This window comes from Variovorax sp. WS11, from assembly GCF_010499245.1.
Classification (GTDB): Bacteria; Pseudomonadota; Gammaproteobacteria; order Burkholderiales; family Burkholderiaceae_C; genus Variovorax.
In genome coordinates this window covers 3,616,920-3,641,059 of record NZ_JAAGOW010000001.1, presented here as the reverse complement: position 1 = coordinate 3,641,059, position 24,140 = coordinate 3,616,920, and the positions used below count along the sequence as shown (strand labels likewise).

Genomic DNA, 24,140 nt, shown 5'->3' with positions numbered 1-24,140 from the left:
GGCATGCGCATCCTCGGCATCGACCCCGGCCTGCAGACCACCGGCTTCGGCTTGGTGGACATGGACGGCCATGCGCTGCGCTACGTCGCCAGTGGCACCATCAGCACCCGCAGCGTGTCGCAAGGCGAGCTGCCGGCGCGGCTCAAGGTGCTTTTCGACGGCATCGGCGAGATCGTGGCCCGCTACAAGCCCGACGCAGCGGCGGTGGAGATCGTGTTCGTCAACGTCAATCCGCAATCCACCCTGCTGCTCGGGCAGGCGCGCGGCGCCTGCCTCACGGCGCTGGTGACGAACGCCCTGCCCGTGGCCGAGTACACCGCCCTGCAGATGAAGCAGGCCGTCGCCGGCCACGGCCGCGCCGCCAAGGCGCAGGTGCAGGAGATGGTGCGGCGCCTGCTGCAGTTGCCCGGCGTGCCGGGCAGCGATGCGGCCGACGCGCTGGGCATCGCGATCACCCATGCGCATGTGGGCAGCTCGATGGCGCGGATCGGGCAGGCGGCGGTGCTGACGCGCAGCACCAGCGGGATGTATCGGAAGGGGCGGACGCGCTAGAGCGGCTGCTGAAGCGGACCGCCGCGTTCGCATAGGGATTGACCCTCAGGTGACGGCTCGCACGGCGATATATCCTCCGCGCCGTCACACACGCTTACACAGAACAAGAACGGTGAAAACCTTCGTCAGTACCGCCATGCGGGCGGCACTGCCATGGGTATTGCTGATGCTGCTCATGGCATCGCACGCCCACGCGCAGCGCCTTGCTCCCGCGTCCTACGACTCCGACCTCAAGACGGTTCGGGCACTGCTTCAGCAGCCCGAGTCGCGGATGGACCTTGGTGTCATCAAGCTGACGGTCGATCGGATGATCGATCCATCCGTCGACGTGGCGGCCACCACGAAGCAGATCGATCAACTGGCCGAAGAGATCCGGGCCACCTTTCCACTTGGCGCCTCGAACCTGGTGAAGTTCAAGGCGCTGCGCGACTACCTGTACCGGCCGCCCCTGCTCAGCGGGCGCCAACCGTTTCTCTACAACCTTGAAGACGACCGCAGCCCCCGGGCCAAGCTGCTGCCGGTGTACCTGAACACGCGCCGCGGCAACTGCATTTCCATGCCCACGCTGTTCGTGATCCTGGGCCAGAAGCTTGGGATTCCCGTGGCCCTGGCCTCGGCACCCGAGCACCTCTACCTGAAGTTCCGAGGCGACAACGGCCAGTGGTACGGCGTCGAAGCGACCAATGGCGGTGGCTGGGCCGATGACGAGTGGCAGCGCAAGACCTTCCCCTCGATCACGCCCGAGTCCATTGCGAACGGCGTCTACCTGCAGCCCCTGACCCGAAAGGAAGCGGCCGTCGCCACCATCGGTTCGGTGCTGGAGCACTACCAAGCCCAGAACACCGATGAAGCCGACGAGGCGCGCATCAAGTTGGCCATGCTGCTGGTCGAGCACTATCCCAAGGACATGGGGGCCATCGTCAATGCCTACCTGGGCTACAGGGGCCTGCGGCAGCGGCAGTTCATCGACAAGTACCCCCGGCCATTCGATATCCCGGTGAGCCTGCGGCCCCGGTTCGAACAGTTGAGTGATGGCTGGCAGTACTGGGGCCACAAGGCCAAGGCGCTTGGCTTCAAGGCGCCGACCGCCGAAGAGCAAGCCGCGTACCGCGAGCGGATCAAACGGGCCAAGGCTGGCATGGACCGTTGATGCATTGAACTCGTAGAACGAATTTCAACCAAGGAGGAACGCAATGAGCAACTAGGTGAGAAGGCTCGGCGCCGCGGCAGCGCTGTTGATCGGACTGATGAATGTCGCCCATGCCGTCTACGTGGACGGCAATCCATTGAGCTACACGGACCCGGAAGGTTTGGTCAAAGAGATCCGGAATCCGAGAGACCTCGTCACGCTAGACCGAAGTTCCCCGAAGCGGCGGACGAGATTCCCTTGTGACTCAAGCACTTGCTTGAGTTGGCGAGGAAGTTTTCTGTCTACGGTTTGATGTTTTGCACGAGCGCGAGCGCGCGCAGGTGCAGCGGCTGCGCGTTGGTGAGGAGCTCGAAGGTGGGCGCCTCGGGGCCAGCCTGTGGGGTTCGGCAGGTATTGCGCACGATGGTGGCGAGCTCGGCCATCAGGGTAGAGAAGCTGTGCACGGGCGTGCCGTCGTCCAGGGTGTGGCGCGCTGCCTTGGCCAGCGCCGCCTTGGAGCGCGTAGCCGGTGCCACGGGGTCACGCGTGGCCTTGGCGAGCTGCTCGGTGTCGGCGAACATCAGCGGCGCCCAAGCCTCGCGCATGTGCCACTCGACGTAGTAGGCCAGCATGCACAGGAAGATGTGCGCGCGCACCCGATCGGCGGTGCGATGGTGGATCGGACGCACCTTCAGGTCGATGGTCAAGCAGCGGAACGCGCCGTCGACGTTAGCCAACGACTTGGCCGTGACGCACCTGCAGTCGGCCAGTCCATCTGCGCCGCGCTCACCGCGACCGGATGATGCAGGTGCCATCCAGCGCCGCCTCGGCGTCAATGGCGTCTGTCTTGCCGCGCGAAGGTGAAGTGCGTTCTCGCCGATGGCCAGCGTGAAGGGCTTGGCCATCTTGTACTGGTTGACCACCTACGCCCCCGCGCAGACGCCGCCCGGCCGGCGTGAAGCCGCCATCCCCGAGCCTGCTTCTGGAGGTTGCGCCTCGGTGGCCACGAAAAGTTCCTCACGCTTGTACGTGCGCAGCGACCAGCTCTGGGTTTCACCAGCACGCCACCAGGCGCTCGCCGGGATAGTCCGGCGAGCTGAGCAGAAGTGGGTTGCGCTCGTCGAACAAGCCCAACTGCGGGTGGCCCTGCTCGACCAGCGCGCGAATCGGACGCTCTTCAATGCACTGATCCATCCAGCCTTCGGTCTCGCGCAGCTCCTGGATCGCCCAGGAGGCGCGCCGCGGTCGCCCACCATCACCAGTTGCTCGACGCCGATCGCGACGCTGCCGCTGGACCGCCTGCGGCAAAGTCGGCTGTCGGCGACATTGGCCTCGTGCACCGATTCGGCTGCCGGGGGCCGCGGCCCCGGTGAGCAGGCCGTAGTTGACCTGCAGCATGCCCTTCTCACCGTCGCGGCTGTAGCCGACTACCCCAGCGGGCGGCAGCTGCCCTCGCGTAGCGGAGGACAGGTCGGCGGGCACCAGGGCGCCAGCGCTCAGATGGCGCGGACCCCAAGAACGCTTCTGGATGCGATCCTGGCGCTCGAGCAGCCGTCCATCGCCCGCATACAGGTCGTCCTCGTCGGCCTGTGCGATGCTCAAGCCCTCGGCCAGTGTCGTGGTGTGCCACCAGCGGGTGGTGGCGAGCTTCGTGTGCGGGGCGACGTGCGCCGCGACCACCATCGCCAGCACCAGGTCGCGTTCGCGGCAGCGACGCGGAGGCCAGCAGCGCGGCCATCTCCAGGCTGGCCATCGCAGGCGCTTGCCGCCTGCACACGGCCGTGGGGGCGCACGCGTGATCTGGAACGCCGTGGCCACGGGCACAAGGACTCGCCCTGCGCGAACGCCGGATGATCTCGATGAGTTCATCGGGCAGGTGCGACAGGTTGCCCACGCCCTCGTTCTTGACTTTGCCGTCCTCGCGGTAGCTGCGCCGCAGCAGATGGGTCCGATAGACCTGGTCCATGGAGGTGCGCGTCGTAGTGACGAGTTGACGCAGCGCGTGAACGGGCTGCCATGGGCGCAATCGCCATTGCACCATCGGTTGTCAAGTTCGCCAACTGCGATGCCGCATCCAAAAAATCCCCCGGCATCAGCCGACAAGCACTTGTCGCCGTTGGAGTGCCTACAGAGGTGGGGCTTCGGGCTGAACCGGCGGCATGGGCGGCGGTGGAGGTGGGGGTGGCATGGGAAGGTGGTGGTGCGAGGGCGGGCGCTTCGTTGTCGCCTGGGCGTGCAGGCGGTAGTTCCGCTTGCCAGCCCGACTCGGCGCTCGTATGTCGAGGGGGCGCTTGCCGGGCCGAGAACTTTAGCAATGGCTCCGGGGTTGGCAGATCGGCCGATGGAACCTTGAACGGGGTATCTACGCAATGCAAACCGGGAGCGACAGTCGATGAACTCACGGGGGCGTTCAAACACAATCAGGTAGGCGTGACGACCGCTGGCGAGATTCGGGCATCGGGTGGTCGTTTGACGCTGGATGGCAGGCCGGGCAATCCTAACCACGCGACGGTCGACGGGTTAACCCCCGCGCAACTTGAGCGGCTCTTCACGCCGACGATATCTAACCCTGTGCCACCCAACATGCGCAGGTGAAAGGAGCAAGAAGTGGAACAAGCTCGCATCTCTGTGGACTTCAACGAAATGCTGGCACCTGATCTGGTACTGCTATCGAAGACGGATATACGAACGAACTCCGCCGGCGAAACAATATTGCTTCGTGAGGGATTGCAGGTGCATGTCTACGAGGCCGACTCCGATGCAGACGGCAAACCCAACAATTTGATTGCTGACGGAGCAGTGGAGCGAAATGTAAGCAGTGCAAGCTGGGCCGTCGCGGCGAAATGGTGCTGTCGAATCAACAAGGATGGAATACGACATGAGGTGGAGAGGCAATCCGGGGCAGCCTGATAGCTCGCTGCGCCCCGTGAAACGTGTTTCCGACCGGAATGGACATCGCCTCCATCGACGAGGTCTATGCCAAGGGCGACGCGAGCTCGCGAACCCGTATGACCAGCAGGTTGGTATCGAGCGCGGTCACTTCCTGGTGCCGGAGCGGTGCTTCTCGCGCATGTGCTCGGCGATGCTGGTGTCCATGTCTTCCACAGAGAGCGCCCGCTTGGGACGGGCGAGAAGGCCACGCAAATCCTTGATGGAGGTCGAGGGCTGTCGCTTCAGAACGATGGTGTTGTCATCCACCACCGTCACCAGAAGCCGGTCGCCTGCTTTCAGGCCCAGCCGCGCTCTCGCAGCGCTCGGCAGCGTCATCAGGCCCTTCGAGCCGAGCGTGGTCTGCACGGTGCTTCTTACAAAAAGGTAGAGGACTTCGATTCAGAGCGCCCGCTCGGCGATCAGCACCGCAAAGAACCCAAAGGCCGCCAGCAGCGTCCACTTGAGCACGATCCAGCCGAAGCGCTTGTACTTGGCCTGCCCGGTCCCGGCATAGAAGGCGAAGGAAACGCCGGCCACCAGCAGGAGCAGCAGGATGGCCCAGCGGAACAGCAGCATTGCCGGGGGATGCCTACCAGGCCCGCGCGACTTCGGCGAAGCCGGCCGGCGCCTGGCGCTGGTCGTCGAAGCTGACGATCTCGTAAGCGTCTTTCTGGGCCAGCAATTCGCGCAGCAGCTTGTTGTTGAGCGCATGGCCCGAGCGGAAGGCGCTGTAGGCCGCGAGCAGCGGGCGGCCGATGACGTAGAGGTCGCCCATGGCGTCGAGGATCTTGTGCTTGACGAACTCGTCGTCGTAGCGCAGCCCGCCGGCATTGAGCACCTTGGTGTCGTCCATCACGATCGCGTTGTCGAGCCCGCCGCCCAGCGCCAGCCCCTTGGAGCGCATGTACTCGACCTCCTTGGTGAAGCCGAAGGTGCGCGCGCGCGCGATGTCGCGGCTGTAGGAGCCCGAGCCCAGGTCGAATTCGAAGCGCTGGCCGCTGGCGTTGACCACGCGGTGGTCGAAGTCGATCTCGAAGCTCAGCTTGTAGCCGTGGTAGGGCACGAGGCGCGCCCACTTGAGGTCGTGGCCTTCGCCCTCGCGCACCTCGACCGGCTTCGTGACCTTGATGAAGCGGCGCGGCGCATCCTGCAGCACGATGCCCGCGCTCTGCAGCAGGAACACGAAGGACGAGGCGGAACCGTCGAGGATCGGCACCTCGTCGGCGGTGATGTCGATCTGCAGGTTGTCGATGCCCAGGCCCGCGCAGGCCGACATCAGGTGTTCGACCGTCTGCACCTTGGCCCCGTTGGTGGACACGGTGGAGGCCAGCCGCGTGTCGGTCACGGCCTCGGCGCGCATGAGGATGTCCACCGGCTCGGGCAGGTCGACGCGGCGGAACACGATGCCGGCATCGATGGGCGCCGGCCGGAGCGTCAGCTCGACGCGCTGGCCGCTGTGCAGCCCCACGCCGACCGCGCGGGTGATGGATTTCAGGGTTCGTTGTTGGAGCACGGCAGCGATTTTAGGAGCGCGAGGCATCCGGCGCGCCGTGCGCCTCGCTATCTCCGCAATAGCCACCATGTCGGACCGATCAGTCTGCCTGCCTGCGCAGGAAGGCCGGGATCTCGATGTCGTCCATCCCGCCCGTCGACAGCGCGTCCACCTTGGCCGCGGCCATGGTGCGGTTGGTCCGCCACACGCTGGGCACGGCCATGCCGTCGTAGTTGGGCTGGCTGGGGTGGCCCTGCACGGTGCCGCCGAGCGTCGGCACGCCGAACGGGATGTTGTCGGTGCCGGTGCGGATCACTTCCAGCGTCGGCGCCTGGCGGCGCGCGTCCTGGCGCGACAGGCCGGTGGCGACCACGGTCACGCGCATCTCGTCGCCCAGGCTGTCGTCGTAGGCGGCACCGTAGATCACGTGCGCGTCTTCCGCCGCGAAGGCGCGGATGGTGGTCATGGCCAGCTTCGATTCGCTCAGCTTCAGCGAATTCTTCGACGCCGTCACCAGCACCAGCACGCCCTTGGCGCCCGAGAGGTCGATGCCTTCGAGCAGCGGGCAGGCCACGGCCTGTTCCGCCGCGATGCGCGCGCGGTCCGGGCCCGAGGCCGCGGCAGTGCCCATCATGGCCTTGCCCGGCTCGCCCATCACGGTGCGCACGTCCTCGAAGTCGACGTTCACGCCGCCGTACTCGTTGATGATCTCCGAGATCCCGCCCACGGCGTTCTTCAGCACGTCGTTGGCATGCGCGAAGGCCTCGTCCTGCGTGACATCCTCGCCCAGCACGTCGAGCAGCTTCTCGTTGAGCACCACGATCAGCGAGTCGACGTTCGCTTCCAGCTCGGTCAGGCCGGCGTCGGCATTGGTCATGCGGCGGCCACCTTCCCAGTCGAAGGGCTTGGTGACCACGCCCACCGTGAGGATGCCCATCTCCTTGGCCACGCGCGCGATCACCGGCGCCGCGCCGGTGCCGGTGCCGCCGCCCATGCCGGCCGTGATGAACAGCATGTGGGCGCCGTTGATCGCGCCGCGGATGTCGTCGACCGCCGCTTCCGCCGCGTCGCGGCCCTTCTCGGGCTTGCTGCCCGCGCCCAGCCCGTTGGTGCCGAGCTGGATGGTCTTGTGCGCGTTGCTGCGCTGGAGCGCCTGCGCATCGGTGTTCGCGCAGATGAACTCGACGCCCTGTACGCGGCGCTCGATCATGTGCGAGACCGCGTTGCCGCCGCCGCCGCCCACGCCGATCACCTTGATCTGGGTGCCTTGGTTGAACTCTTCGATTTCGATCATTTCGATGGCCATTTCTGACTCCTTGAATTTGCAGTTGCCTTGTTTGTACGAATGTGTTGTTTTGAGGGTCACCGTCTGCCCTCCCAAGGCGGTCCGGTGCGCCGCCATCGCTCGTTGAAATGTCGAGGGGGACTTCCCCGCACGAGCCAAAGTGGTGTGCTGTCCATCTTCAGAAGTTCCCCACGATGAAGTCCTTGAAGCGGCCGAAGGCGGTCTTTACGGAGCCGTTCTTCTGGGCGACCTTGAAGCCGCGCAGCCGTGCATAGCGCGCCTCCTCCAGCAGGCCCATCACGGTCGCTGCGCGCGGCTGCGCGACCATGTCCGACAGGGCGCTCGAATACTTGGGGATGCCGCGGCGCACCGGCTTGAGGAAGATGTCCTCGCCCAGCTCGACCATCCCTGGCATCACCGCGCTGCCGCCGGTCAGCACCACGCCGGAGGACAGCACCTCCTCGTAGCCCGACTCGCGCACCACCTGCTGCACCAGCGAGAAGATCTCTTCCACTCGCGGCTCGATCACGCCGGCCAGCGCCTGCTTGCTGAGCATGCGCGGCCCGCGATCGCCGAGCCCGGGCACTTCGACCTGCGTGTCGGGATCGGCCAGCAGCTGCTTGGCATAGCCGTTCTCGACCTTGATGTCCTCGGCGTCCTTGGTGGGCGTTCGCAGCGCCATCGCGATGTCGCTGGTAATGAGGTCGCCCGCGATCGGGATCACCGCCGTGTGGCGGATCGCGCCGTTGGTGAAGATGGCCACGTCGGTGGTGCCGGCGCCGATGTCCACCAGCACCACGCCCAGCTCGCGCTCGTCCTCGGTCAGCACCGCCTGGCTGGAAGCGAGCGGGTTGAGCATCAGCTGGTCGACTTCGAGCCCGCAGCGGCGCACGCACTTGATGATGTTCTCGGCCGCGCTCTGCGCGCCGGTGACGATGTGCACCTTGGCTTCGAGCCGCATGCCGCTCATGCCGATCGGCTCCTTCACGTCCTGGCCGTCGATCACGAACTCTTGCGGCTCGACCAGCAGCAGGCGCTGGTCGCTGGAGATGTTGATCGCGCGCGCGGTCTCCACCACGCGCGCCACGTCGGCCTGCGTGACTTCCTTGTCCTTGACCGCCACCATGCCGCTCGAATTGATGCCGCGGATGTGGCTGCCCGTGATGCCGGTGTAGACGCGGCTGATCTTGCAGTCGGCCATCAGCTCCGCTTCCTTGAGCGCCTGCTGGATGCTCTGCACCGTGGCGTCGATGTTCACCACCACGCCGCGCTTGAGCCCGTTGCTGGGCGCGATGCCCAGCCCCGCCAGCTTGAGCTCGCCGGTGGGCAGCACCTCGGCCACCACCGCCATCACCTTGGCGGTTCCGATGTCGAGTCCGACGACCAGGTCTTTGTATTCCTTGGACATGAATTTCCTCTGCTCTCTATTTCTTCCTGGGCGGTGGCGGCTCTGTCGTGACCGTGGTGACGCCGCGCAACCGCAGTGCATAGCCTTCGTTGTGCCGCAGGTCGGCGCCTTCGACGGCGGAGACGCTGCGCCCGTACTGTTTGGCGACCGGCGCCACCGTGACCAGGAAGCGCTGCGTGCGGGCCGCCACTTCCTCGCTGCGCCCGCGGCCCAGCTCGAGCACCGCCCCGCTGTCCAGCACCACACTCCAGCTGCCGCGGCTCGACAGCTTCAGTTGATCGATCGCCAGTTCGTAGGGCGAGAACAGCGGCTGCAGCACGCGGTACATGCCCAACACCTGGCCGGCCTGCTCGGGCGGGCCGCCGAGGCGCGGCAGGTCGTCGTCCACCTCCGCGACGTTGGCGTCGAAGACCTCGCCGAAGCCGTTGATCAGCCGCGAATCGGCTTCGTCGCCCCAGTGCGCCACTGGCGCATGCTCGGTCAGCGTCGCGCGCAGCTTGTTGGGGAACTCGCGCCGCACCACCGCCTTGCGCACCCAGGGCACGGATTCGAAGGCCGCGCGCGCCTTCGCCAGGTCGACGGTGAAGAAGTTGCCGGCCAGCTGCGGCGCGACGTTGGCGCGCAGCGTGACCGCGTTGTTGTGCGTGACCTCGCCGTCCACCTTGATGCCGGCGAGCGGGAAGAAGGGCTGGCGCAGCACCCACCAGGCACCCGCCGCCAGCAGCACGAGCGCGAACAACGCGTACACCAGGGTCGCGGTCACGTTCATGAGCTTGACGTCGAAGGGCACGGGGATGCTGTCGGCCATCAGACCTCCGCCCTTGAATCCAGCGTGGCGGAAGCGAGCACGCGCAAGCACAAATCCTCGTAGGAGATGCCGGCAGCGCGCGCCGACATGGGCACCAGCGAATGGGTGGTCATGCCCGGCGAGGTGTTCATCTCCAGCAGGAAGGGCTTGCGGTCGCTGGCGCGGATCATCAGGTCGGCACGGCCCCAGCCGCGGCAGCCGAGCTGGTGGTAGGCGGCCAGCGAGATGCGCCGGATCTCCTGCTCCTCGGCCTCGGGCAAGCCGCTCGGGCAGTGGTACTTCACGTCGTCGGTGAAGTACTTGTTCTGGTAGTCGTAGGCGCCCTCGGGCGCGGCGATGCGCACCACCGGCAGCGCCTGCGCGTTCAGGCCGTTGCCCAGCACGGCGCAGGTGACTTCCTCGCCCTCGATGAACTCCTCGCACAGCACGTCGGTGTCGTAGCCGACGGCGAGCGTCACGGCATCCTGCATCTCGGAATAGCCCATGACCTTGGTCACGCCGATGGAGGAGCCCTCGCGCGGCGGCTTGACGATCAGCGGCAGGCCCAGCACGTCGGGCACGGCCATGATCTGCTCGCGGCTCTGCTGGTCGAAGGCCAGACGCGCATAGCGCGGCGTCGGCAGGCCGTCGGCCTGCCAGATGCGCTTGGTCATGACCTTGTCCATGGCCACGGCCGAGGCCATGACGCCGGAGCCGGTGTAGGGGATGCCCAGCAGCTCCAGCGCGCCCTGCACCGTGCCGTCCTCGCCGTGGCGGCCGTGCAGCACCACGAAGCAGCGCGCGAAGCCCTCGTGCTTGAGCTCGACCAGCTCGCGCTCGGCCGGGTCGAAGGCATGCGCATCGACGCCGCCCGAGCGCAGCGCTTCGAGCACGCCGGTGCCCGACATGATGGAAATCTCGCGCTCCGCCGAGGTGCCGCCGAACAGCACCGCGACCTTGCCGAAGTCTTGCGGGTTCACAGGGACCTCCCTGAAGAAGAAACCGAACCGCCCTGCTCGACCACCTTGGCCGGCACGGCGCCGATGGAGCCCGCGCCCATGCAGATCACGACGTCGCCGTCGTGCGCGTTGTCCAGGATCGCCTGCGGCATGCCGGCGATGTCGTCGACGAAGACCGGCTCGACCTTGCCCGCAACGCGGATCGCCCGCGCCAGCGAGCGGCCGTCGGCCGCCACGATGGGCGCCTCGCCCGCGGCGTAGACCTCGCCGAGCAGCACCGCATCGGCGCCGCCGATGACCTTGACGAAGTCCTCGAAGCAGTCGCGCGTGCGGGTGTAGCGGTGCGGCTGGAAGGCCAGCACCAGGCGGCGGCCCGGAAAGGCGCCGCGCGCGGCGGCGATGGTGGCCGCCATCTCGACCGGGTGGTGGCCGTAGTCGTCGATCAGCGTGAAGCTGCCCAGGCCGAGGGCGCCGCGCAGCTTGACGTCGCCGTAGCGCTGGAAGCGCCGGCCCACGCCCTTGAAGTCGGCCAGGCCGCGCTGCACCGCCTCGTCGGGCACGTTGAGCTCGACCGCCACCGCGATCACCGCCAACGCGTTGCGCACGTTGTGCTCGCCCGGCAGGTTGAGCACGATGTCGAGGTCGGGCAAGGTGACGCCGTTGCGCCGCTGCGCGGTGAAGTGCATCTGCTGGCCGACCGCGCGCACGTTCACGGCCCGCACCTGCGCGTCTTCGCCGAAGCCGTAGCTGGTGACCGGGCACGAGACCTCGGTCACGATCTCGCGCACCGCGGGGTCGTCGGTGCACAGGATCGCCACGCCGTAGAAGGGCATGCGGTGCAGAAAATCGACGAAGGCCTTCTTGAGCTTCGCGAAGTCGTGCCCGTAGGTCTCCATGTGGTCGGCGTCGATGTTCGTGACCACCGCCATGACCGGCAGCAGGTTCAGGAAGGAGGCGTCGGATTCGTCGGCCTCCACCACGATGTAGTCGCCGCTGCCCAGCTGCGCATTGGCGCCGGCGCTGTTGAGCCGGCCGCCGATGACGAAGGTCGGGTCCAGCCCGGCGGCGGCGAGCACGCTGGCCACGAGGCTGGTGGTGGTGGTCTTGCCGTGCGTGCCGGCAATGGCGACGCCCTGCTTGAGCCGCATCAGCTCGGCCAGCATCAGCGCGCGCGGCACCACGGGGATGCGCTTCTCGCGTGCCGCCACCACCTCGGGGTTGTCGCCCTGCACGGCCGTGGAGGTGACGACCGCGTCGGCGCCCGCGATGTGGGCCGCGTCGTGGCCGACGAAGGTGCCGATGCCCAGGCCCGCGAGCCGCTTGAGCGTGGCGCTGTCGGCCAGGTCGGAGCCGGTGATCTTGTAGCCGAGGTTGAGCAGCACCTCGGCGATGCCGCTCATGCCGGAGCCGCCGACACCGACAAAGTGAATGTGGCGAATGGCGTGCTTCATTTCGCAAGCTCCTCGCACGCGCGGACCAGGACGTCGACCGCCTCGGTCTTCTGCATCGTCTTGGCCTTCACGGCACGTTCCATGAGCGCGGGGCGCCCGGTCTTCTGTAGCAAATCGGCCAGCAATTCGGGAGTCAATTCGGTTTGTTGAACGAGCCAGCCCCCGCCCGCGTCGACGAGGAAGCGGGCGTTGGTGGTCTGGTGGTCGTCCACGGCGGAAGGGAAAGGCACGAACAGCGCAGCCGCGCCGACGGCCGCGATCTCGGTGACGGTGCTCGCACCGGCACGCGCGACGATCAGATCGGCGTCGGCATAGGCACTTGCGGCGTCTTCGATGAAAGGGGTGAGCTCGCCCTCGACGCCGGCAGCGGCGTAGTTGGAGCGCAGCTCGTCGATCTGCTTGGCGCCGCTCTGGTGCAAGACGCTCGGGCGCTGCTCGGGCGCGATGCGGGCCAGCGCCTTCGGCACCACCGCGTTGAGCGCCTTCGCGCCCAGGCTGCCGCCCACCACCAGCAGCTTGAGCGGGCCGCTGCGGCCGGCGAAGCGGGTGGCCGGGTCGGGCTGCGACACGAAGGCCGCGCGCAGCGGATTGCCGACCCATTGCGCCTTCTTCATCACGTTCGGGAAGGCGGTGAAGACGCGGTCGGCAACGCCGGCCAGGATCTTGTTGGCGAGCCCGGCCACCGAGTTCTGCTCGTGCAGCACCAGCGGCTTGTTCAGCAGCACGCTCATCATGCCGCCGGGGAAAGTGATGTAGCCACCCAGTCCCAGCACCACGTCGGGCCGCACGCGGCGCACCACGGCCAGGCTCTGCCAGAAGGCGCGCAAGAGGCGCATGGGCAGCAGGGCCAGCGTGAGCGGCCCCTTGCCGCGCACGCCGCCGAACTGCACGGGTTCGAAGGCGAAGCCGCGCGGCGGCACCAGCTTCTCTTCCATGCTGCCGGGCGCGCCCAGCCAGTGCACGCGCCAGCCGCGCTCGCGCAGGGCTTCGGCCACGGCGAGGCCCGGGAAGATGTGGCCACCCGTGCCGCCTGCCATGACGAGTGCGGTCCTGCTGCTCATACGCGGCCTCCGCGCATGAGCACACGGTTCTCGTAGTCGATGCGAAGCACGATCGCCAGCGCGATCACGTTCATCAGGATGGCCGAGCCGCCGAAGCTCATCAGCGGCAGGGTCAGCCCCTTGGTCGGCAGCGCGCCCAGGTTCACGCCCATGTTGATGAAAGCCTGGAAGCCGATCCAGATGCCCACGCCCTGCGCCACCAGGCCGGCGAACACGCGGTCCAGCGCGATCGCCTGGCGGCCGATGTGCATGATGCGGCGGGTGAGCCAGAGGAACAGGCCGATGGCCAGCAGCACGCCGACCAGGCCGAACTCCTCGCCGATCACCGCCATCAGGAAGTCGGTGTGGGCCTCGGGCAGCCAGTGCAGCTTCTCGACGCTGCCGCCCAGGCCGACGCCGAAGATCTCGCCGCGGCCGATGGCGATCAGCGAATGCGAGAGCTGGTAGCCCTTGCCCAGCGCATGCTCCTCGCTCCACGGGTCGAGGTAGGCGAAGATGCGCTCGCGCCGCCACGGGCTGGAGGCCACGATGGTGCCGAAGGCCACCACCACCAGCGCCGCGATCAGGAAGAACATGCGCGCATTGACGCCGCCCAGGAACAGGATGCCCATCGCGATCACCGCGATCACCATGAAGGCGCCCATGTCGGGTTCGGCCATCACCAGCATTCCGACCACGACCACCGCCACGCCCATCGGCAACACGGCGCGGAAGAAGCGCTCCTTGATTTCCATCTTGCGCACCATGTAGCTGGCGGCGTAGAGGATCATCGCGAGCTTGGCCAGCTCCGAGGGCTGGAAGCGCATGAAGCCCATCGGCAGCCAGCGGCGCGCGCCGTTGACGTTGATGCCGATGTGCGGGATCAGCACCGCGACCAGCAGCAGCAGCGAGGCCACGAAGAGCCAGGGCGCGGCGCGCTCCCAGGTGCGCATCGGCACCTGGAAGGCCAGCAGCGCGGCCACGAAGGCGATCACGATCGAGGCGACGTGCCGCGTGAGGAAGTAGCTGGCGCTGTAGCCGGCGCGCGCGAAGCGCGGGTTGTCGGGCAGCGCGATCGAGGCCGAGTAGACCATCACCAGCCCCCAGGCCAGCAGCGCGACCGTGACCCAGGCCAGCGCCTGGTCGAAGCCCAGCACGCGCACCGGCGCGGCCTTGGTCTGCGTCATGCCGGCATTGCCCAGGCGCACCGGCAGGTGCATGGGCAAGGCGTCCATGCTGGTCTTGGCGCGACTGAACCAGCCCTCCCAGAAGCGGGGGCTCTTGTTGGGCGTGGCGGCGGCGGCGTTCGCGCTCATAAGGCGACCTCCGCGCTACGCGCTGCGGTGTGAGCCCCCTTCGGAGCGGCCGTGCGGGGGCTCATCTATCGCTCTCCCCGCCCGACGGCGCGTCGCCGTCGATGCCCACGTCGCGCGGCGACTCGGCCCAGTCCTGCACGGCCTCGCAGAACACGGCGGCGCGGTGCGCGTAGTCCTTGAACATGTCGAAGCTGGCGCAGGCCGGCGACAGCAGCACCGCATCGCCGGGACGGGCGCGGCCGGCCGCGGCCTTCACCGCCTCTTCCATCGAGGCGGCGTGCAGCAGCGGCACGCCGGTGGAGGCGAGCGCGGCCTCGATCAGCGGTGCGTCGCGGCCGATCAGCACCACGGCGCGCGCGTACTGACGCACGGGTGCCGCCAGCGGCGCGAAGTCCTGGCCCTTGCCCTCGCCGCCGAGGATCACGACCACGCGGCGCTCCTCGCCGAGGCCGCTCAGGGCCGCAACCGTCGCGCCGACGTTCGTGCCCTTGCTGTCGTCGAAGAACTCGACCTCGTCCACGATGGTGACCGGCTCCACGCGGTGCGACTCGCCGCGGTATTCGCGCAGGCCGTAGAGCATGGGCCCGAGCTGGCAGCCCGCGGCGGTGGCGAGCGCAAGCGCCGCCAGTGCATTGAGCGCGTTGTGCCGGCCGCGGATGCGCAGGGCATCGGCGGGCATCAGGCGCTGGATGTGAATCTCTTCCTCCTCGACCGCGGCGCCGCGCTTGCGCTTTTGCGTCTCGTCGGCTTCCAGGGCACGCACCAGCCAGGCCATGCCGTGGACGCGCTCGATGCCGTAGTCGCCCGGTCGCAGGGGCATGCCGGCGCCGAAGGTCAGGACCGAGCGGGGCGACTGGCCCTTGGCCAGCTTGACGGGGACCGGCTTCATCGCCATCACCGCCTCGTCCTCGCGGTTGAGCACCATGACGCTTTTCGTGCCGAAGATGCGCGCCTTGGCAGCGGCATAGGCGGCCATGTCGCCGTGCCAGTCGAGGTGGTCCTGCGTCACGTTCAGCACGGTCGCGGCGGTCGGCTCGAAACCCTGCACGCCGTCGAGCTGGAAGCTGGAGAGCTCGAGCACCCACACCTCGGGCAGCGTGCCGGTATCGATGTGCGCGGCGAGCGTGTCCAGCAGGGTGGGCCCGATGTTGCCGGCCACTGCCACCGTCTTGCCGGCGCGCGCGACCAGCTGGCCTGTCAGCGCGGTGACGGTGGTCTTGCCGTTGGTGCCGGTCACGGCCAGCACGGCGGGCCGGTAGCCCTGGGGCGCCGGCGGAACGGGCACGGGCGGAGGCGGCGGGGCCTCGGCATCGTCGTCGTCTTCGACGGCGGCGGATTCCGGCACGGGGGCAAGTTGCGGCTCGTTGGCGGCCAGCGCTTCCTCGGGCTGCTGCGCTTCCGGCACTTCCGGCACTTCCGGCACTTCCAGCACTTCCAGCACTTCCAGCACATCGGCAGGCTGCAGCGCCTCCAGCGTCAGCTGCGCCTCCGGCTCGGCCGGCGGTGCAGCTTCTTCTGCACGCTCGACCACGCGCAAGTCCGCCAGCGCGCGCGCGAAGAGATCCAGCTCGCCACCCACCGGCAAGCCCACGGCCTTGGCGGCGTCGACCACCACCGCCACCGAGGCGGGCGACAAGCCTGGCGAGCGATACACCGCGCGCACCGCCGTGCCTTCGACCAGCGCGGCCGAGAAGGGGCCGCCGACGAAGACCGCATCGGGCAGTTCGGCACGCAGGGCTTCGAGCTGCGGCGGCGCCTCGCGGGTGTCGGCCACCGTGAGCTTTGCTCCATGGCGCGCGCACCAGCGCGCCATCGCCAGGCCCGAGGCGCCCAGGCCCAGGATCAGCACGTGTTGGTCTTGAAGATGCCGCATGGATGTCACCGCAGCTTCAGGGTCGACAGGCCCACCAGGCACAGCAGCATGGTGATGATCCAGAAGCGCACCACGACCTGCGTCTCGCGCCAGCCGCTCTTCTCGAAGTGGTGGTGCAGCGGCGCCATCTTGAGCACGCGCCGCCCTTCGCCGAAGCGCTTCTTGGTGTACTTGAAGTAGGTCACCTGCGCCATCACCGAGATCGCCTCGACCACGAAGATGCCGCCCATGACGAAGAACACGATCTCCTGGCGCACGATGACCGCGATGGTGCCGAGCGCGCCGCCCAGCGCGAGCGCGCCGACGTCGCCCATGAAGACCTGCGCCGGATGGGTGTTGAACCAGAGGAAGGCCAGGCCCGCACCGGCCATCGCCGAGCAGAACACCAGCAGCTCGCCCGAGCCCGGGATGTGCGGGAACAGCAGGTAGCGCGAATAGACCGCGCTGCCGGTGACGTAGGCGAACACGCCCAGCGCCGAACCCACCATCACCACCGGCATGATCGCCAGGCCGTCGAGGCCGTCGGTCAGGTTCACCGCGTTGCTGGCGCCCACGATCACCAGGTAGGTCAGGATCACGAAGCCGATGCCGCCCAGCGGATAGCTCACTTCCTTGAAGAAGGGCACCAGCAGGTTGATCTTGGGCGGGAAGTCCAGGTCGAAGCCCGAGCCCACCCAGGTGTAGAACAGCTCGAGCACGCGCCAGTTGGAGCTCTCGGAGATGCTGAAGAGCAGGTAGAAGGCCGCGACCAGGCCGACGACCGACTGCCAGATGTACTTCTCGCGCGAACGCATGCCCTCGGGGTCTTTTCTCACCACCTTGCGCCAGTCGTCGACCCAGCCGATGGCGCCGAAGCCCAACGTGACCCACAGCACGATCCAGACGAAGCGGTTGGACAGGTCGAACCACAGCAAGGTGGCGAAGGCGATCGAGAACAGCACCAGCACGCCGCCCATGGTGGGCGTGCCGCTCTTGCTCAGGTGCGTCTCCATGGCGTAGCCGCGCACCGGCTGGCCGATCTTGAGCGCGGCCAGCCGGCGGATCACGTAGGGCCCGGCACCCAGGCCGAGCAGCAGCGCGCTCAGCGCCGCCATCAGCGCGCGGAAGGTGAGGTACTGGAAGATGCGCAGGAAGCCCAGCTCCGGCGAGAGCGTCTGCAGCCATTGGGCAAGACTCATCAGCATGATGCGAACGTGCGCGGCGCATGGATCATGGCCGGCCCTCCTTGTTGTTGTCCTGGCGTGCGGAAGCGGCAGCGATGGCCTGGACCACGCGCTCCATCCGCATGAAGCGCGAGCCCTTGACCAGCACGCTGGCGATGCGCGGCAGCTGCGCCAGCACTGCGGCATCGAGCGCGTCGATGTCGCCGAAGTGCCGCGCCTCGGCGCCGCCGGCGCGCGAGAAGGCGGTGATGGCGTGGACCGATGCGTCGCCCAGCGCGAACAGCGACTCGATGCCGCGCTCGGCCGCCCAGGCGCCGACCTCGGCATGGAATTGCGGGCCGCGGTCGCCGACCTCGCCCATGTCGCCCAGCACCAGCAGGCGCGGGCCCGGCAGGCCGCTGAGCACGTCGACGGCGGCGCGCACGGAATCGGGGTTGGCGTTGTAGCTGTCGTCGACCACGGTGATGGCGCGGCCGTCCGCCAGCAGCAGCTCGCTCGCCCGGGAGCGCCCCTTGACGGGTTCGAACGCGGCGAGGCCTTCGGCGATCTTTTCGACTGACACCCCGCAGGCCAGCGCGCAGGCGATGGCCGCCAGCGCGTTCACCACGTTGTGGCGCCCGGCGATGCGCACGGTGGAGCGGATCTCGCCGAGCGGGGTGCGCGCCTCGAACTCCCAGGCGCCGTGCTTCCACTCGGCGCGGCCGAGCGCAATGTCGGCGTTGGGCTGCTCGCCGAAGCTCAGGCAGCGCCGCGGCGCTCCCTCGTGCGCCATCTCGTTCCACAGCGAGGTGAAGGCGTCGCCGTAGGGGAAGACGGCCGTGCCGCTGTCCGGCAGCGCGGCGAACACGGCGCCGTTCTCGCGGGCCACTGCCTCGACCGTGGCCATGAACTCCTGGTGCTCGCGCTGTGCGTTGTTGACCAGGCCGATGGTGGGGCGGGCGATCGCCGCCAGTCGCGCGATCTCGCCCGGATGGTTCATGCCCAGCTCGACCACTGCCAGCTGGTGGCGCTCACGCAGGCGCAGCAGGGTCAGCGGCAGGCCGATCTCGTTGTTGAGGTTGCCGATGGTGGCCAGCGCCCGGTCCACACCCGCGGCCCGCAGGATGGAGGCGATCATCTGCGTGACGGTCGTCTTGCCGTTGCTGCCGGTGACCGCGACCAGCGGCAGGTCGAACTGGGAACGCCAGCCCGCGGCCAGGGCGCCCAGGGCGGCCAGGGTGTCGGGCACTTCCAGGCCCGAAAGCCCGGCGGCCTCCAGCCCGCGGTGCGCGATGGCGGCGACGGCGCCGCGCGCGCGTGCATCGGCCAGGAAGTCGTTGGCGTCGAAGCGCTCGCCCTTCAGCGCGACGAACAGGTCGCCGGCCGCGAGGGTGCGGGTGTCGGTGTGCACGCGCGAGATGGCCACGTCCGGATCGCCGACCAGGCGGGCGCCGGGAATCCAGGCGAGCGCCTTGCGGAGCGTCATCATGGGAGCTTCTTCAGCGCTCATGCTGCTCCCCTCCTTTGCGTCAACGCATCGATGGCATGCGCTCGGTCGGAGAAGGCGATGCGCTCGCCGGCAATCTCCTGCCAGGCCTCGTGGCCGCGGCCGGCCAGCAGCACGACGTCGTCGGGCGCGGCCTGGGCCAGGGTCTGGCGGATCGCCTCGGCGCGGTCGGGCTCGACCTGGGCGGCCTCGGGGCGTGCCAGCCCCAGCAGGATCTGGCTGATGATGGCGCCGGGCTTCTCGCTGCGCGGGTTGTCGCTGGTCAGCACCACGCGGTCGGCCTGCTTCTCGGCCACTGCGGCCATCATCGGCCGCTTGGCGCGGTCGCGGTCGCCGCCGCAGCCGAACATGCACCAGAGCTGCCCGCCGCGCTGGCGCGCCAGCGGGCGCAGGCCGGCCAGCGCCTTGTCCAGCGCATCGGGCGTGTGGGCGTAGTCGACCACGGCCAGCGGGCGGCCCGGCAGGCTCACGCGCTCCATGCGGCCCGGCACGCTGTCCAGCCGGGCGCAGGCCGCCACCGCCTGCGCGAGCGTGAGGCCCAGCGCACGCAGGGTGCCGAGCACGCCCAGCAGGTTGGCCACGTTGTACTGGCCGATCAGCTGCGTCGACAGCCGCTCGGGCGCGGCGCCCCGCTCCACCACGGTGAACTGCAGGCCCTCGGCGTCGTAGCCGATGTCCTGTGCCGCCAAGCGGGCCGGCGCGCCGGCGGCGGAGACGGTCCAGATGTCCGGAGCGCCCTCGCCGCGCTCGACCAGGTTGGCCACCAGGCTCGCGCCATGCACGTCGTCGACGTTGACCACCGCGGCGCGCAGGCCCGGCCAGCGGAACAGCTCGGCCTTGGCCTGCCAGTAGGCATCCATGCTGCCGTGGTAGTCCAGGTGGTCCTGGGTGAAGTTGGTGAACACCGCGACCGCGATGCGCGCGCCGTCGAGGCGGCGCTCGGCGATGCCGATCGAGGAGGCCTCGATCGCGCAGGCGCCGAAGCCGCGCTGCGCGAAGGCGCGCAGCTCGCGCTGCAGCATCACCGGGTCGGGCGTGGTGAGGCCGGTGTAGGTGAGATCGGGCGGCACGCCGATGCCGAGCGTGCCCATCACGGCGCAGGGCCGAGTGGCGTCGTGCGCCGCCAGCGCCTGCGCCAGCCACCAGGCGGTGGAGGTCTTGCCGTTGGTGCCGGTGACGGCGAGCACGTCCAGACGCGACGACGGGTCCTCGTGGAAGGCGGCGGCGATCGGCCCGGTGGCAGCCTTCAGGCCGGCGTAGCGAGCGATGCGTTCATCGCCCTCGTCGAAGCCAAAAGCCTCGGCGCCCTCCGCCTCGATGAGGCAGGCTGCGGCGCCCTGGGCCAGCGCGGCCGCGACGTGGCGTCGGCCGTCGGTGGCCGCGCCCGGCCAGGCGACGAAGCCGTCGCCCGCGCCCACCGGGCGGCTGTCGGCATGCAGCACGCCGCGCACGCGGGACTTCAGCCAGCCCGCGGCCTCGAGGGGATTGTGGAGCGCCAGCATCAGAAGCTCTCCTCCACGCCGTTGGTCACGACCAGCGGTTTGACTGCCAGGTCCGGCGGCACGTTCATCATGCGCAGCGTCTGCTGCACCACCTCGCTGAACACGGGCGCCGCCACCAGGCCGCCGAAGTACTGGCCGGCGCTCGGCTCGTCGATCATCACCGCCACGATGATGCGCGGCTTCTCGATCGGCGCCATGCCGGTGAACCAGGAGCGGTACTTGTTGCTGGCGTAGCCCCTGCCGACCTGCTTGTGCGCGGTGCCCGACTTGCCGCCCACCGAATAGCCGATGGTCTGCGCGCGCTGGCCCGTGCCGCCGGGGCCCGCGGCCATCTGCAGCATCTTGCGCACTGCCAGCGCGTTCTGAGACGAGAACACCTTCACGCCCACCGCCGGATCGGGATTCTTGAGGATGGTGGCGGGAATGATGGCGCCGTCGTGCGCGAAGGCGGTGTAGGAATGCGCCATCTGGAACAGCGAGGCCGACAGGCCGTAGCCATAGGCCATGGTGGCCTGCTCGACCGGCTTCCAGCTCTTCCACGGACGCAGCCGTCCGGTCACGGCGCCGGGGAACTGGAGCTGCGGCTTCTGGCCGTAGCCGAGCGCGGTGTAGGTGTCCCACATCTCGTGCGGCGTCATCTTCTGGGCGATCTTGAGCGCGCCCACGTTGCTGGACTTCTGGATCACGCCCTCGACCGTCAGCAGGCCGTAGTTGTGGGTGTCGCTGATGGTGAAGCCGCCGATGCTGAAGCGCCCCGGGGAGGTGTCGATCGGCGTCTGCGGCTTGATGCGGCCGGCCTCCAGCGCCATCGCCACCGTGATGGGCTTCATGGTCGATCCGGGCTCGAAGGTGTCAGTGAGCGCGCGGTTGCGCAACTGCTCGCCGGTGAGGTTCTGCCGCTTGTCGGGCACGTAGCTCGGATAGTTGGCCAGCGCCAGCACTTCGCCGGTGATGGCGTCCAGCACCACCACGCTGCCGGCCTTGGCCTTGTTGGCCGTGACCGCGTCGCGCAGCTTCTGGTAGGCGAAGAACTGCACCTTGCTGTCCACGGAGAGCTGGATGTCCTTGCCGTCCACGGGCGGCACCTGCTCGCCGATGCCCTCGACCACACGGCCGAGGCGGTCCTTGATCACGCGCTTCGAGCCGGCGCGGCCGGCCAGGTCGTTGTTGAAGGCGAGCTCGATGCCTTCCTGGCCCTTGTCCTCGACATTGGTGAAGCCCACCACGTGCGCGGCCGCCTCGCCCTCGGGATACTGGCGCTTGTATTCCTTGCGCTGGTAGAGGCCCTTGATGTTGAGCTCGGCGATCTGCTTGGCGATGGGCTCGTCGACCTGGCGCTGGATCCAGACGAAGGTCTTGTCCTCGTCCTCCAGCTTCTTGTCGAAGTCCTTCTGCGCCATGCCCAGCAGCTTCGCCGCCTGGCGCAGCTTGGCCTTGACCTCGGGGTCGTCGCGCTCGATATCTTCGGGAATGGCCCAGATGCTGGGCGCCACCACGCTGGAGGCGAGCAGCAGGCCGTTGCGGTCCAGGATGCGGCCGCGGTTGGCAGGCAGCTCCAGCGTGCGGGCGAAGCGCACCTCGCCCTGGCGCTGGAAGAAGGCGTTGCCGAACACCTGCACATAGGCCGCGCGGCCGGCCAGCACCAGGAAGCCGAACGCAATGCCGGCGACGATGAACTTGCTGCGCCAGACGGGCGTCTTGCTCGCCAGCAGCGGGCTGGTGGTGTATTGGACGCTGCGGCTGCGGCGGCTCATGGAGTACCTCCGCCTTCGGCTACGGCGCTATTCGCCTTGGGAGCGGCCCTGCGGCTCATGGAGCGCTCCTCCGCGCCGGCGCTGCGGCGGGACGTGCTGCAGGCGTTGCGGGCGCGGCCGCGGGCGCAGCCACCGCCGGGATCACCGTGCCGTCGGCACGCACGTACTGCGTGATGGCCGGCGTGGTGGTGCGCATCTTCAGCTGCTCCTTGGCCAGCCGCTCCACCCGCAGCGGCGTGGCCTGTGCGCGCTTCTCCACCTCCAGCCGGTCGCGCTCGAGCTCCAGCCTGCGCGTCTCTTGCTGCACGCGGTGCAGCTCGGTGAAGAGCTGGCGCGACAGGTACTGCGTGTGCACCAGGTAGATCGCCGAGGCCAGCACGGCCAGGAGCAGGAGAAGATTGAGGCGCACCACGGTCAGACTTCCTCGGTGCGCTCGGCCACGCGCAGGATCGCGCTGCGGGCCCGGGGGTTGGCGTCCACCTCGGCCTGCGTCGGCTTGATGCGCGCGACGGCGCGCAGCTTCATCGCGCGCGGCGCGGCGAAGGGCGCGCGGCGGTCGTAGACCTCGCGCGAATGCCTGGCGATGAACTGCTTCACGATGCGGTCTTCCAGCGAATGGAAGCTGATCACCGCGAGCCGGCCCTGGGGTTGCAGCACGGAAAGACTCGCTTCTAGCGCCTGTTGCAGCTCTTCAAGCTCGGCGTTGATGAAAATCCGAAGAGCCTGAAATGTGCGCGTTGCAGGGTTCTGGCCCGGCTCGCGGGTTTTGACCGTGCCAGCCACGAGCTCGGCCAGCTCGGCGGTGGTTGAAATTGGGCCCCGTTCCTGTCGGCGAGCTGCAATCGCCTTTGCAATCTGAACAGCAAACCGTTCCTCGCCATAGTCACGAATCACCTCCGCCATCTGCTGTATTTCGGCCGTTGCCAGCCACTCAGCCACGCTCTGGCCGCGCGTGGTGTCCATGCGCATGTCGAGCGGGCCGTCGAAACGAAAAGAAAAACCCCGTACGGGGTTGTCGATCTGAGGGGAGCTCACGCCGAGATCCATCAGCACGCCGGCGACGCTGCGCGGCGGCAGTTCCCCCAGGTGGTCGAAGCTCTGGTGCCGGATGGAAAAACGCGCATCCTCGATGCGCGCTGCCTCGGCCACCGCTTCCGCGTCCTTGTCGAACGCGATCAGCCGGCCGGCCTCGGACAGTCTTTCCAGGATGGCCCGGGAGTGACCGCCGCGCCCGAAGGTGGCATCGACGTAGGTGCCGGGTCCGGGCGCGGTGCCGGGAAGGAGGGCTTCCACCGCCTCCTTCAACAGCACGGTCGTATGGCTCCATGGCGCTTGCACGGGCGGCCTCAGAACGAGAAGTCCTGGAACACATCGGGCATTTCGCCCTGGGTGGCCTCGGCCTCCTTGGCGTCGTAGGTGGCCTTGTCCCAGAGCTCGAAGTGGTTGCCCATGCCGAGCAGCAGCGCATCCCGCGTGATGCCGGCGGCCGCACGCAGTTCGGGGGAGATCAGCACGCGACCGGTGCCGTCCATGTCCACGTCCATCGCATTGCCCAGGAAGACGCGCTTCCACCACTGTGCCGACATCGGGAGCGCCGCGATGCGCTCGCGGAATTTCTCCCACTCCGGACGCGGGAACACCATCAGGCAGCCGTGGGGGTGCTTGGTGATCGTGAGCTGGCCGGCGGCGGTCGCGCTCAGGACGTCACGATGCCGGGTCGGCACGGAAAGCCGCCCCTTGGCATCCAGACTGAGCGATGAAGCCCCTTGAAACACGACCGCGAAACCCCTGTTTTGGAAGGCACCGCGCACCTCGGCGAGGCACGAACGGACACTTTTTCCCACTTAACTGCACTTTTTTGCACTGTAGCAGGAAACACCTACCCCGCAACCGGGCGCCGCGGCTATTTTTTGTAATGGAATCAACGACTTAGCGGTGTTTTTGAAGCCTCAAAGACACCGAATTCCGTTGCAAATGAAGCACTTAGCTCACGCAATGAATGTGTTGCGTGA

General features: G+C 68.2%; 23 protein-coding genes. 3 read left to right on the top strand and 20 right to left on the bottom strand.

The window, feature by feature from the left end; genetic code table 11:
* Positions 1–3 precede the first annotated feature (3 nt).
* Together ruvC and GXN78_RS17925 are read left to right on the top strand one after the other, a co-directional pair.
* Positions 4–552 (top strand): crossover junction endodeoxyribonuclease RuvC, encoded by a 549-nt coding sequence (ruvC, locus tag GXN78_RS17930; RefSeq protein ID WP_106554942.1) that lies wholly within the window; start codon positions 4–6, stop codon positions 550–552.
* Between the two features lie 112 nt (positions 553–664).
* Positions 665–1,702 carry a transglutaminase family protein gene (locus GXN78_RS17925; RefSeq protein ID WP_146162979.1) on the top strand — a complete coding sequence of 346 codons (1,038 nt, stop codon included), beginning with the start codon at positions 665–667 and terminating at the stop codon, positions 1,700–1,702.
* A 281-nt stretch (positions 1,703–1,983) separates the two neighbouring features.
* On the opposite strand, the gene GXN78_RS17920 is transcribed toward GXN78_RS17925, so the two are convergent.
* Both GXN78_RS17920 and GXN78_RS17915 read right to left on the bottom strand, forming a co-directional pair.
* Entirely contained in the window at positions 1,984–2,586 is a 603-nt protein-coding gene (locus GXN78_RS17920) for a hypothetical protein (protein WP_164255526.1), read from the bottom strand.
* 148 nt (positions 2,587–2,734) lie between these two features.
* The gene (locus GXN78_RS17915; RefSeq protein ID WP_164255524.1) at positions 2,735–3,373 is read right to left on the bottom strand and encodes a hypothetical protein; all 639 of its coding nucleotides are present in this window, start codon (positions 3,371–3,373) and stop codon (positions 2,735–2,737) included.
* Between the two features lie 915 nt (positions 3,374–4,288).
* On the opposite strand from GXN78_RS17915, the gene GXN78_RS17910 reads away from it, so the two are divergent.
* Complete coding sequence (locus tag GXN78_RS17910) at positions 4,289–4,591, top strand: hypothetical protein (protein WP_146163102.1); 303 nt, start codon at positions 4,289–4,291, stop codon at positions 4,589–4,591.
* 126 nt (positions 4,592–4,717) lie between these two features.
* Here GXN78_RS17910 and GXN78_RS17905 read toward each other — a convergent pair whose 3' ends face one another.
* The 18 genes from GXN78_RS17905 to mraZ form a co-directional block, all read right to left on the bottom strand.
* Positions 4,718–4,978 (bottom strand): AbrB/MazE/SpoVT family DNA-binding domain-containing protein, encoded by a 261-nt coding sequence (locus GXN78_RS17905; RefSeq protein ID WP_106558528.1) that lies wholly within the window; start codon positions 4,976–4,978, stop codon positions 4,718–4,720.
* A gap of 33 nt (positions 4,979–5,011) precedes the next feature.
* Positions 5,012–5,188: a hypothetical protein gene (locus GXN78_RS40860; protein ID WP_181360608.1), complete on the bottom strand. Its 177-nt coding sequence runs from the start codon at positions 5,186–5,188 to the stop codon at positions 5,012–5,014.
* Between the two features lie 13 nt (positions 5,189–5,201).
* Positions 5,202–6,125, bottom strand: a complete 924-nt coding sequence (lpxC, locus tag GXN78_RS17900; RefSeq protein WP_181360609.1) for a UDP-3-O-acyl-N-acetylglucosamine deacetylase — start codon at positions 6,123–6,125, stop codon at positions 5,202–5,204.
* A gap of 79 nt (positions 6,126–6,204) precedes the next feature.
* Positions 6,205–7,410, bottom strand: coding sequence for a cell division protein FtsZ (gene ftsZ / locus GXN78_RS17895; RefSeq protein WP_106558530.1), 1,206 nt, complete (start codon positions 7,408–7,410; stop codon positions 6,205–6,207).
* A gap of 157 nt (positions 7,411–7,567) precedes the next feature.
* Complete coding sequence (gene ftsA / locus GXN78_RS17890; RefSeq protein ID WP_106558531.1) at positions 7,568–8,797, bottom strand: cell division protein FtsA; 1,230 nt, start codon at positions 8,795–8,797, stop codon at positions 7,568–7,570.
* A gap of 16 nt (positions 8,798–8,813) precedes the next feature.
* Positions 8,814–9,605 carry a cell division protein FtsQ/DivIB gene (locus GXN78_RS17885; RefSeq protein ID WP_106558532.1) on the bottom strand — a complete coding sequence of 264 codons (792 nt, stop codon included), beginning with the start codon at positions 9,603–9,605 and terminating at the stop codon, positions 8,814–8,816.
* The gene (locus tag GXN78_RS17880; protein ID WP_106558533.1) at positions 9,605–10,564 is read right to left on the bottom strand and encodes a D-alanine--D-alanine ligase; all 960 of its coding nucleotides are present in this window, start codon (positions 10,562–10,564) and stop codon (positions 9,605–9,607) included. Before GXN78_RS17880 ends, GXN78_RS17885 begins: the two co-directional genes overlap by 1 nt.
* Positions 10,561–11,994 (bottom strand): UDP-N-acetylmuramate--L-alanine ligase, encoded by a 1,434-nt coding sequence (gene murC / locus GXN78_RS17875; protein ID WP_106558534.1) that lies wholly within the window; start codon positions 11,992–11,994, stop codon positions 10,561–10,563. The genes GXN78_RS17880 and murC overlap by 4 nt, the downstream gene beginning before the upstream one ends.
* Positions 11,991–13,055, bottom strand: a complete 1,065-nt coding sequence (gene murG, locus GXN78_RS17870) for an undecaprenyldiphospho-muramoylpentapeptide beta-N-acetylglucosaminyltransferase (RefSeq protein WP_106558535.1) — start codon at positions 13,053–13,055, stop codon at positions 11,991–11,993. The genes murC and murG overlap by 4 nt, the downstream gene beginning before the upstream one ends.
* On the bottom strand, positions 13,052–14,350 hold the full coding sequence (gene ftsW, locus GXN78_RS17865; RefSeq protein WP_106558536.1) for a putative lipid II flippase FtsW: 1,299 nt from the start codon (positions 14,348–14,350) through the stop codon (positions 13,052–13,054). Before ftsW ends, murG begins: the two co-directional genes overlap by 4 nt.
* A 61-nt stretch (positions 14,351–14,411) precedes the next feature.
* A complete protein-coding gene (murD, locus tag GXN78_RS17860) occupies positions 14,412–16,223 on the bottom strand; it encodes a UDP-N-acetylmuramoyl-L-alanine--D-glutamate ligase (RefSeq protein ID WP_106558537.1) in 1,812 nt (603 codons plus the stop codon).
* 5 nt (positions 16,224–16,228) lie between these two features.
* On the bottom strand, positions 16,229–17,407 hold the full coding sequence (gene mraY / locus GXN78_RS17855) for a phospho-N-acetylmuramoyl-pentapeptide-transferase (protein WP_106558538.1): 1,179 nt from the start codon (positions 17,405–17,407) through the stop codon (positions 16,229–16,231).
* Positions 17,408–17,432: 25 nt separating this feature from the next.
* Entirely contained in the window at positions 17,433–18,875 is a 1,443-nt protein-coding gene (murF, locus tag GXN78_RS17850) for a UDP-N-acetylmuramoyl-tripeptide--D-alanyl-D-alanine ligase (protein WP_106558539.1), read from the bottom strand.
* On the bottom strand, positions 18,872–20,374 hold the full coding sequence (locus GXN78_RS17845; protein ID WP_106558540.1) for a UDP-N-acetylmuramoyl-L-alanyl-D-glutamate--2,6-diaminopimelate ligase: 1,503 nt from the start codon (positions 20,372–20,374) through the stop codon (positions 18,872–18,874). The genes murF and GXN78_RS17845 overlap by 4 nt, the downstream gene beginning before the upstream one ends.
* Positions 20,374–22,128 (bottom strand): penicillin-binding protein 2, encoded by a 1,755-nt coding sequence (locus GXN78_RS17840; protein WP_106558541.1) that lies wholly within the window; start codon positions 22,126–22,128, stop codon positions 20,374–20,376. The genes GXN78_RS17845 and GXN78_RS17840 overlap by 1 nt, the downstream gene beginning before the upstream one ends.
* A gap of 55 nt (positions 22,129–22,183) precedes the next feature.
* Positions 22,184–22,540, bottom strand: a complete 357-nt coding sequence (ftsL, locus tag GXN78_RS17835; protein WP_106558542.1) for a cell division protein FtsL — start codon at positions 22,538–22,540, stop codon at positions 22,184–22,186.
* A 2-nt stretch (positions 22,541–22,542) separates the two neighbouring features.
* Complete coding sequence (gene rsmH / locus GXN78_RS17830) at positions 22,543–23,466, bottom strand: 16S rRNA (cytosine(1402)-N(4))-methyltransferase RsmH (RefSeq protein ID WP_106558543.1); 924 nt, start codon at positions 23,464–23,466, stop codon at positions 22,543–22,545.
* Positions 23,467–23,474: 8 nt separating this feature from the next.
* Positions 23,475–23,903: a division/cell wall cluster transcriptional repressor MraZ gene (gene mraZ, locus GXN78_RS17825; RefSeq protein WP_068683908.1), complete on the bottom strand. Its 429-nt coding sequence runs from the start codon at positions 23,901–23,903 to the stop codon at positions 23,475–23,477.
* Positions 23,904–24,140 lie beyond the last annotated feature (237 nt).

Excerpts from the sequence above, each read along its gene's own strand:
- ruvC (WP_106554942.1), top strand. The coding sequence starts at position 4 with ATGCGCATCCTCGGCATCGACCCCGGCCTGCAGACCACCGGCTTCGGC.
- GXN78_RS17920 (WP_164255526.1), bottom strand. The coding sequence starts at position 2,586 with ATGGCCAAGCCCTTCACGCTGGCCATCGGCGAGAACGCACTTCACCTT.
- GXN78_RS40860 (WP_181360608.1), bottom strand. The coding sequence starts at position 5,188 with ATGCTGCTGTTCCGCTGGGCCATCCTGCTGCTCCTGCTGGTGGCCGGC.
- ftsZ (WP_106558530.1), bottom strand. The coding sequence starts at position 7,410 with ATGGCCATCGAAATGATCGAAATCGAAGAGTTCAACCAAGGCACCCAG.
- ftsA (WP_106558531.1), bottom strand. The coding sequence starts at position 8,797 with ATGTCCAAGGAATACAAAGACCTGGTCGTCGGACTCGACATCGGAACC.
- GXN78_RS17885 (WP_106558532.1), bottom strand. The coding sequence starts at position 9,605 with ATGGCCGACAGCATCCCCGTGCCCTTCGACGTCAAGCTCATGAACGTG.
- murC (WP_106558534.1), bottom strand. The coding sequence starts at position 11,994 with ATGAAGCACGCCATTCGCCACATTCACTTTGTCGGTGTCGGCGGCTCC.
- murG (WP_106558535.1), bottom strand. The coding sequence starts at position 13,055 with ATGAGCAGCAGGACCGCACTCGTCATGGCAGGCGGCACGGGTGGCCAC.
- ftsW (WP_106558536.1), bottom strand. The coding sequence starts at position 14,350 with ATGAGCGCGAACGCCGCCGCCGCCACGCCCAACAAGAGCCCCCGCTTC.
- murD (WP_106558537.1), bottom strand. The coding sequence starts at position 16,223 with ATGCGGCATCTTCAAGACCAACACGTGCTGATCCTGGGCCTGGGCGCC.
- mraY (WP_106558538.1), bottom strand. The coding sequence starts at position 17,407 with ATGCTGATGAGTCTTGCCCAATGGCTGCAGACGCTCTCGCCGGAGCTG.
- murF (WP_106558539.1), bottom strand. The coding sequence starts at position 18,875 with ATGAGCGCTGAAGAAGCTCCCATGATGACGCTCCGCAAGGCGCTCGCC.
- GXN78_RS17845 (WP_106558540.1), bottom strand. The coding sequence starts at position 20,374 with ATGCTGGCGCTCCACAATCCCCTCGAGGCCGCGGGCTGGCTGAAGTCC.
- GXN78_RS17840 (WP_106558541.1), bottom strand. The coding sequence starts at position 22,128 with ATGAGCCGCCGCAGCCGCAGCGTCCAATACACCACCAGCCCGCTGCTG.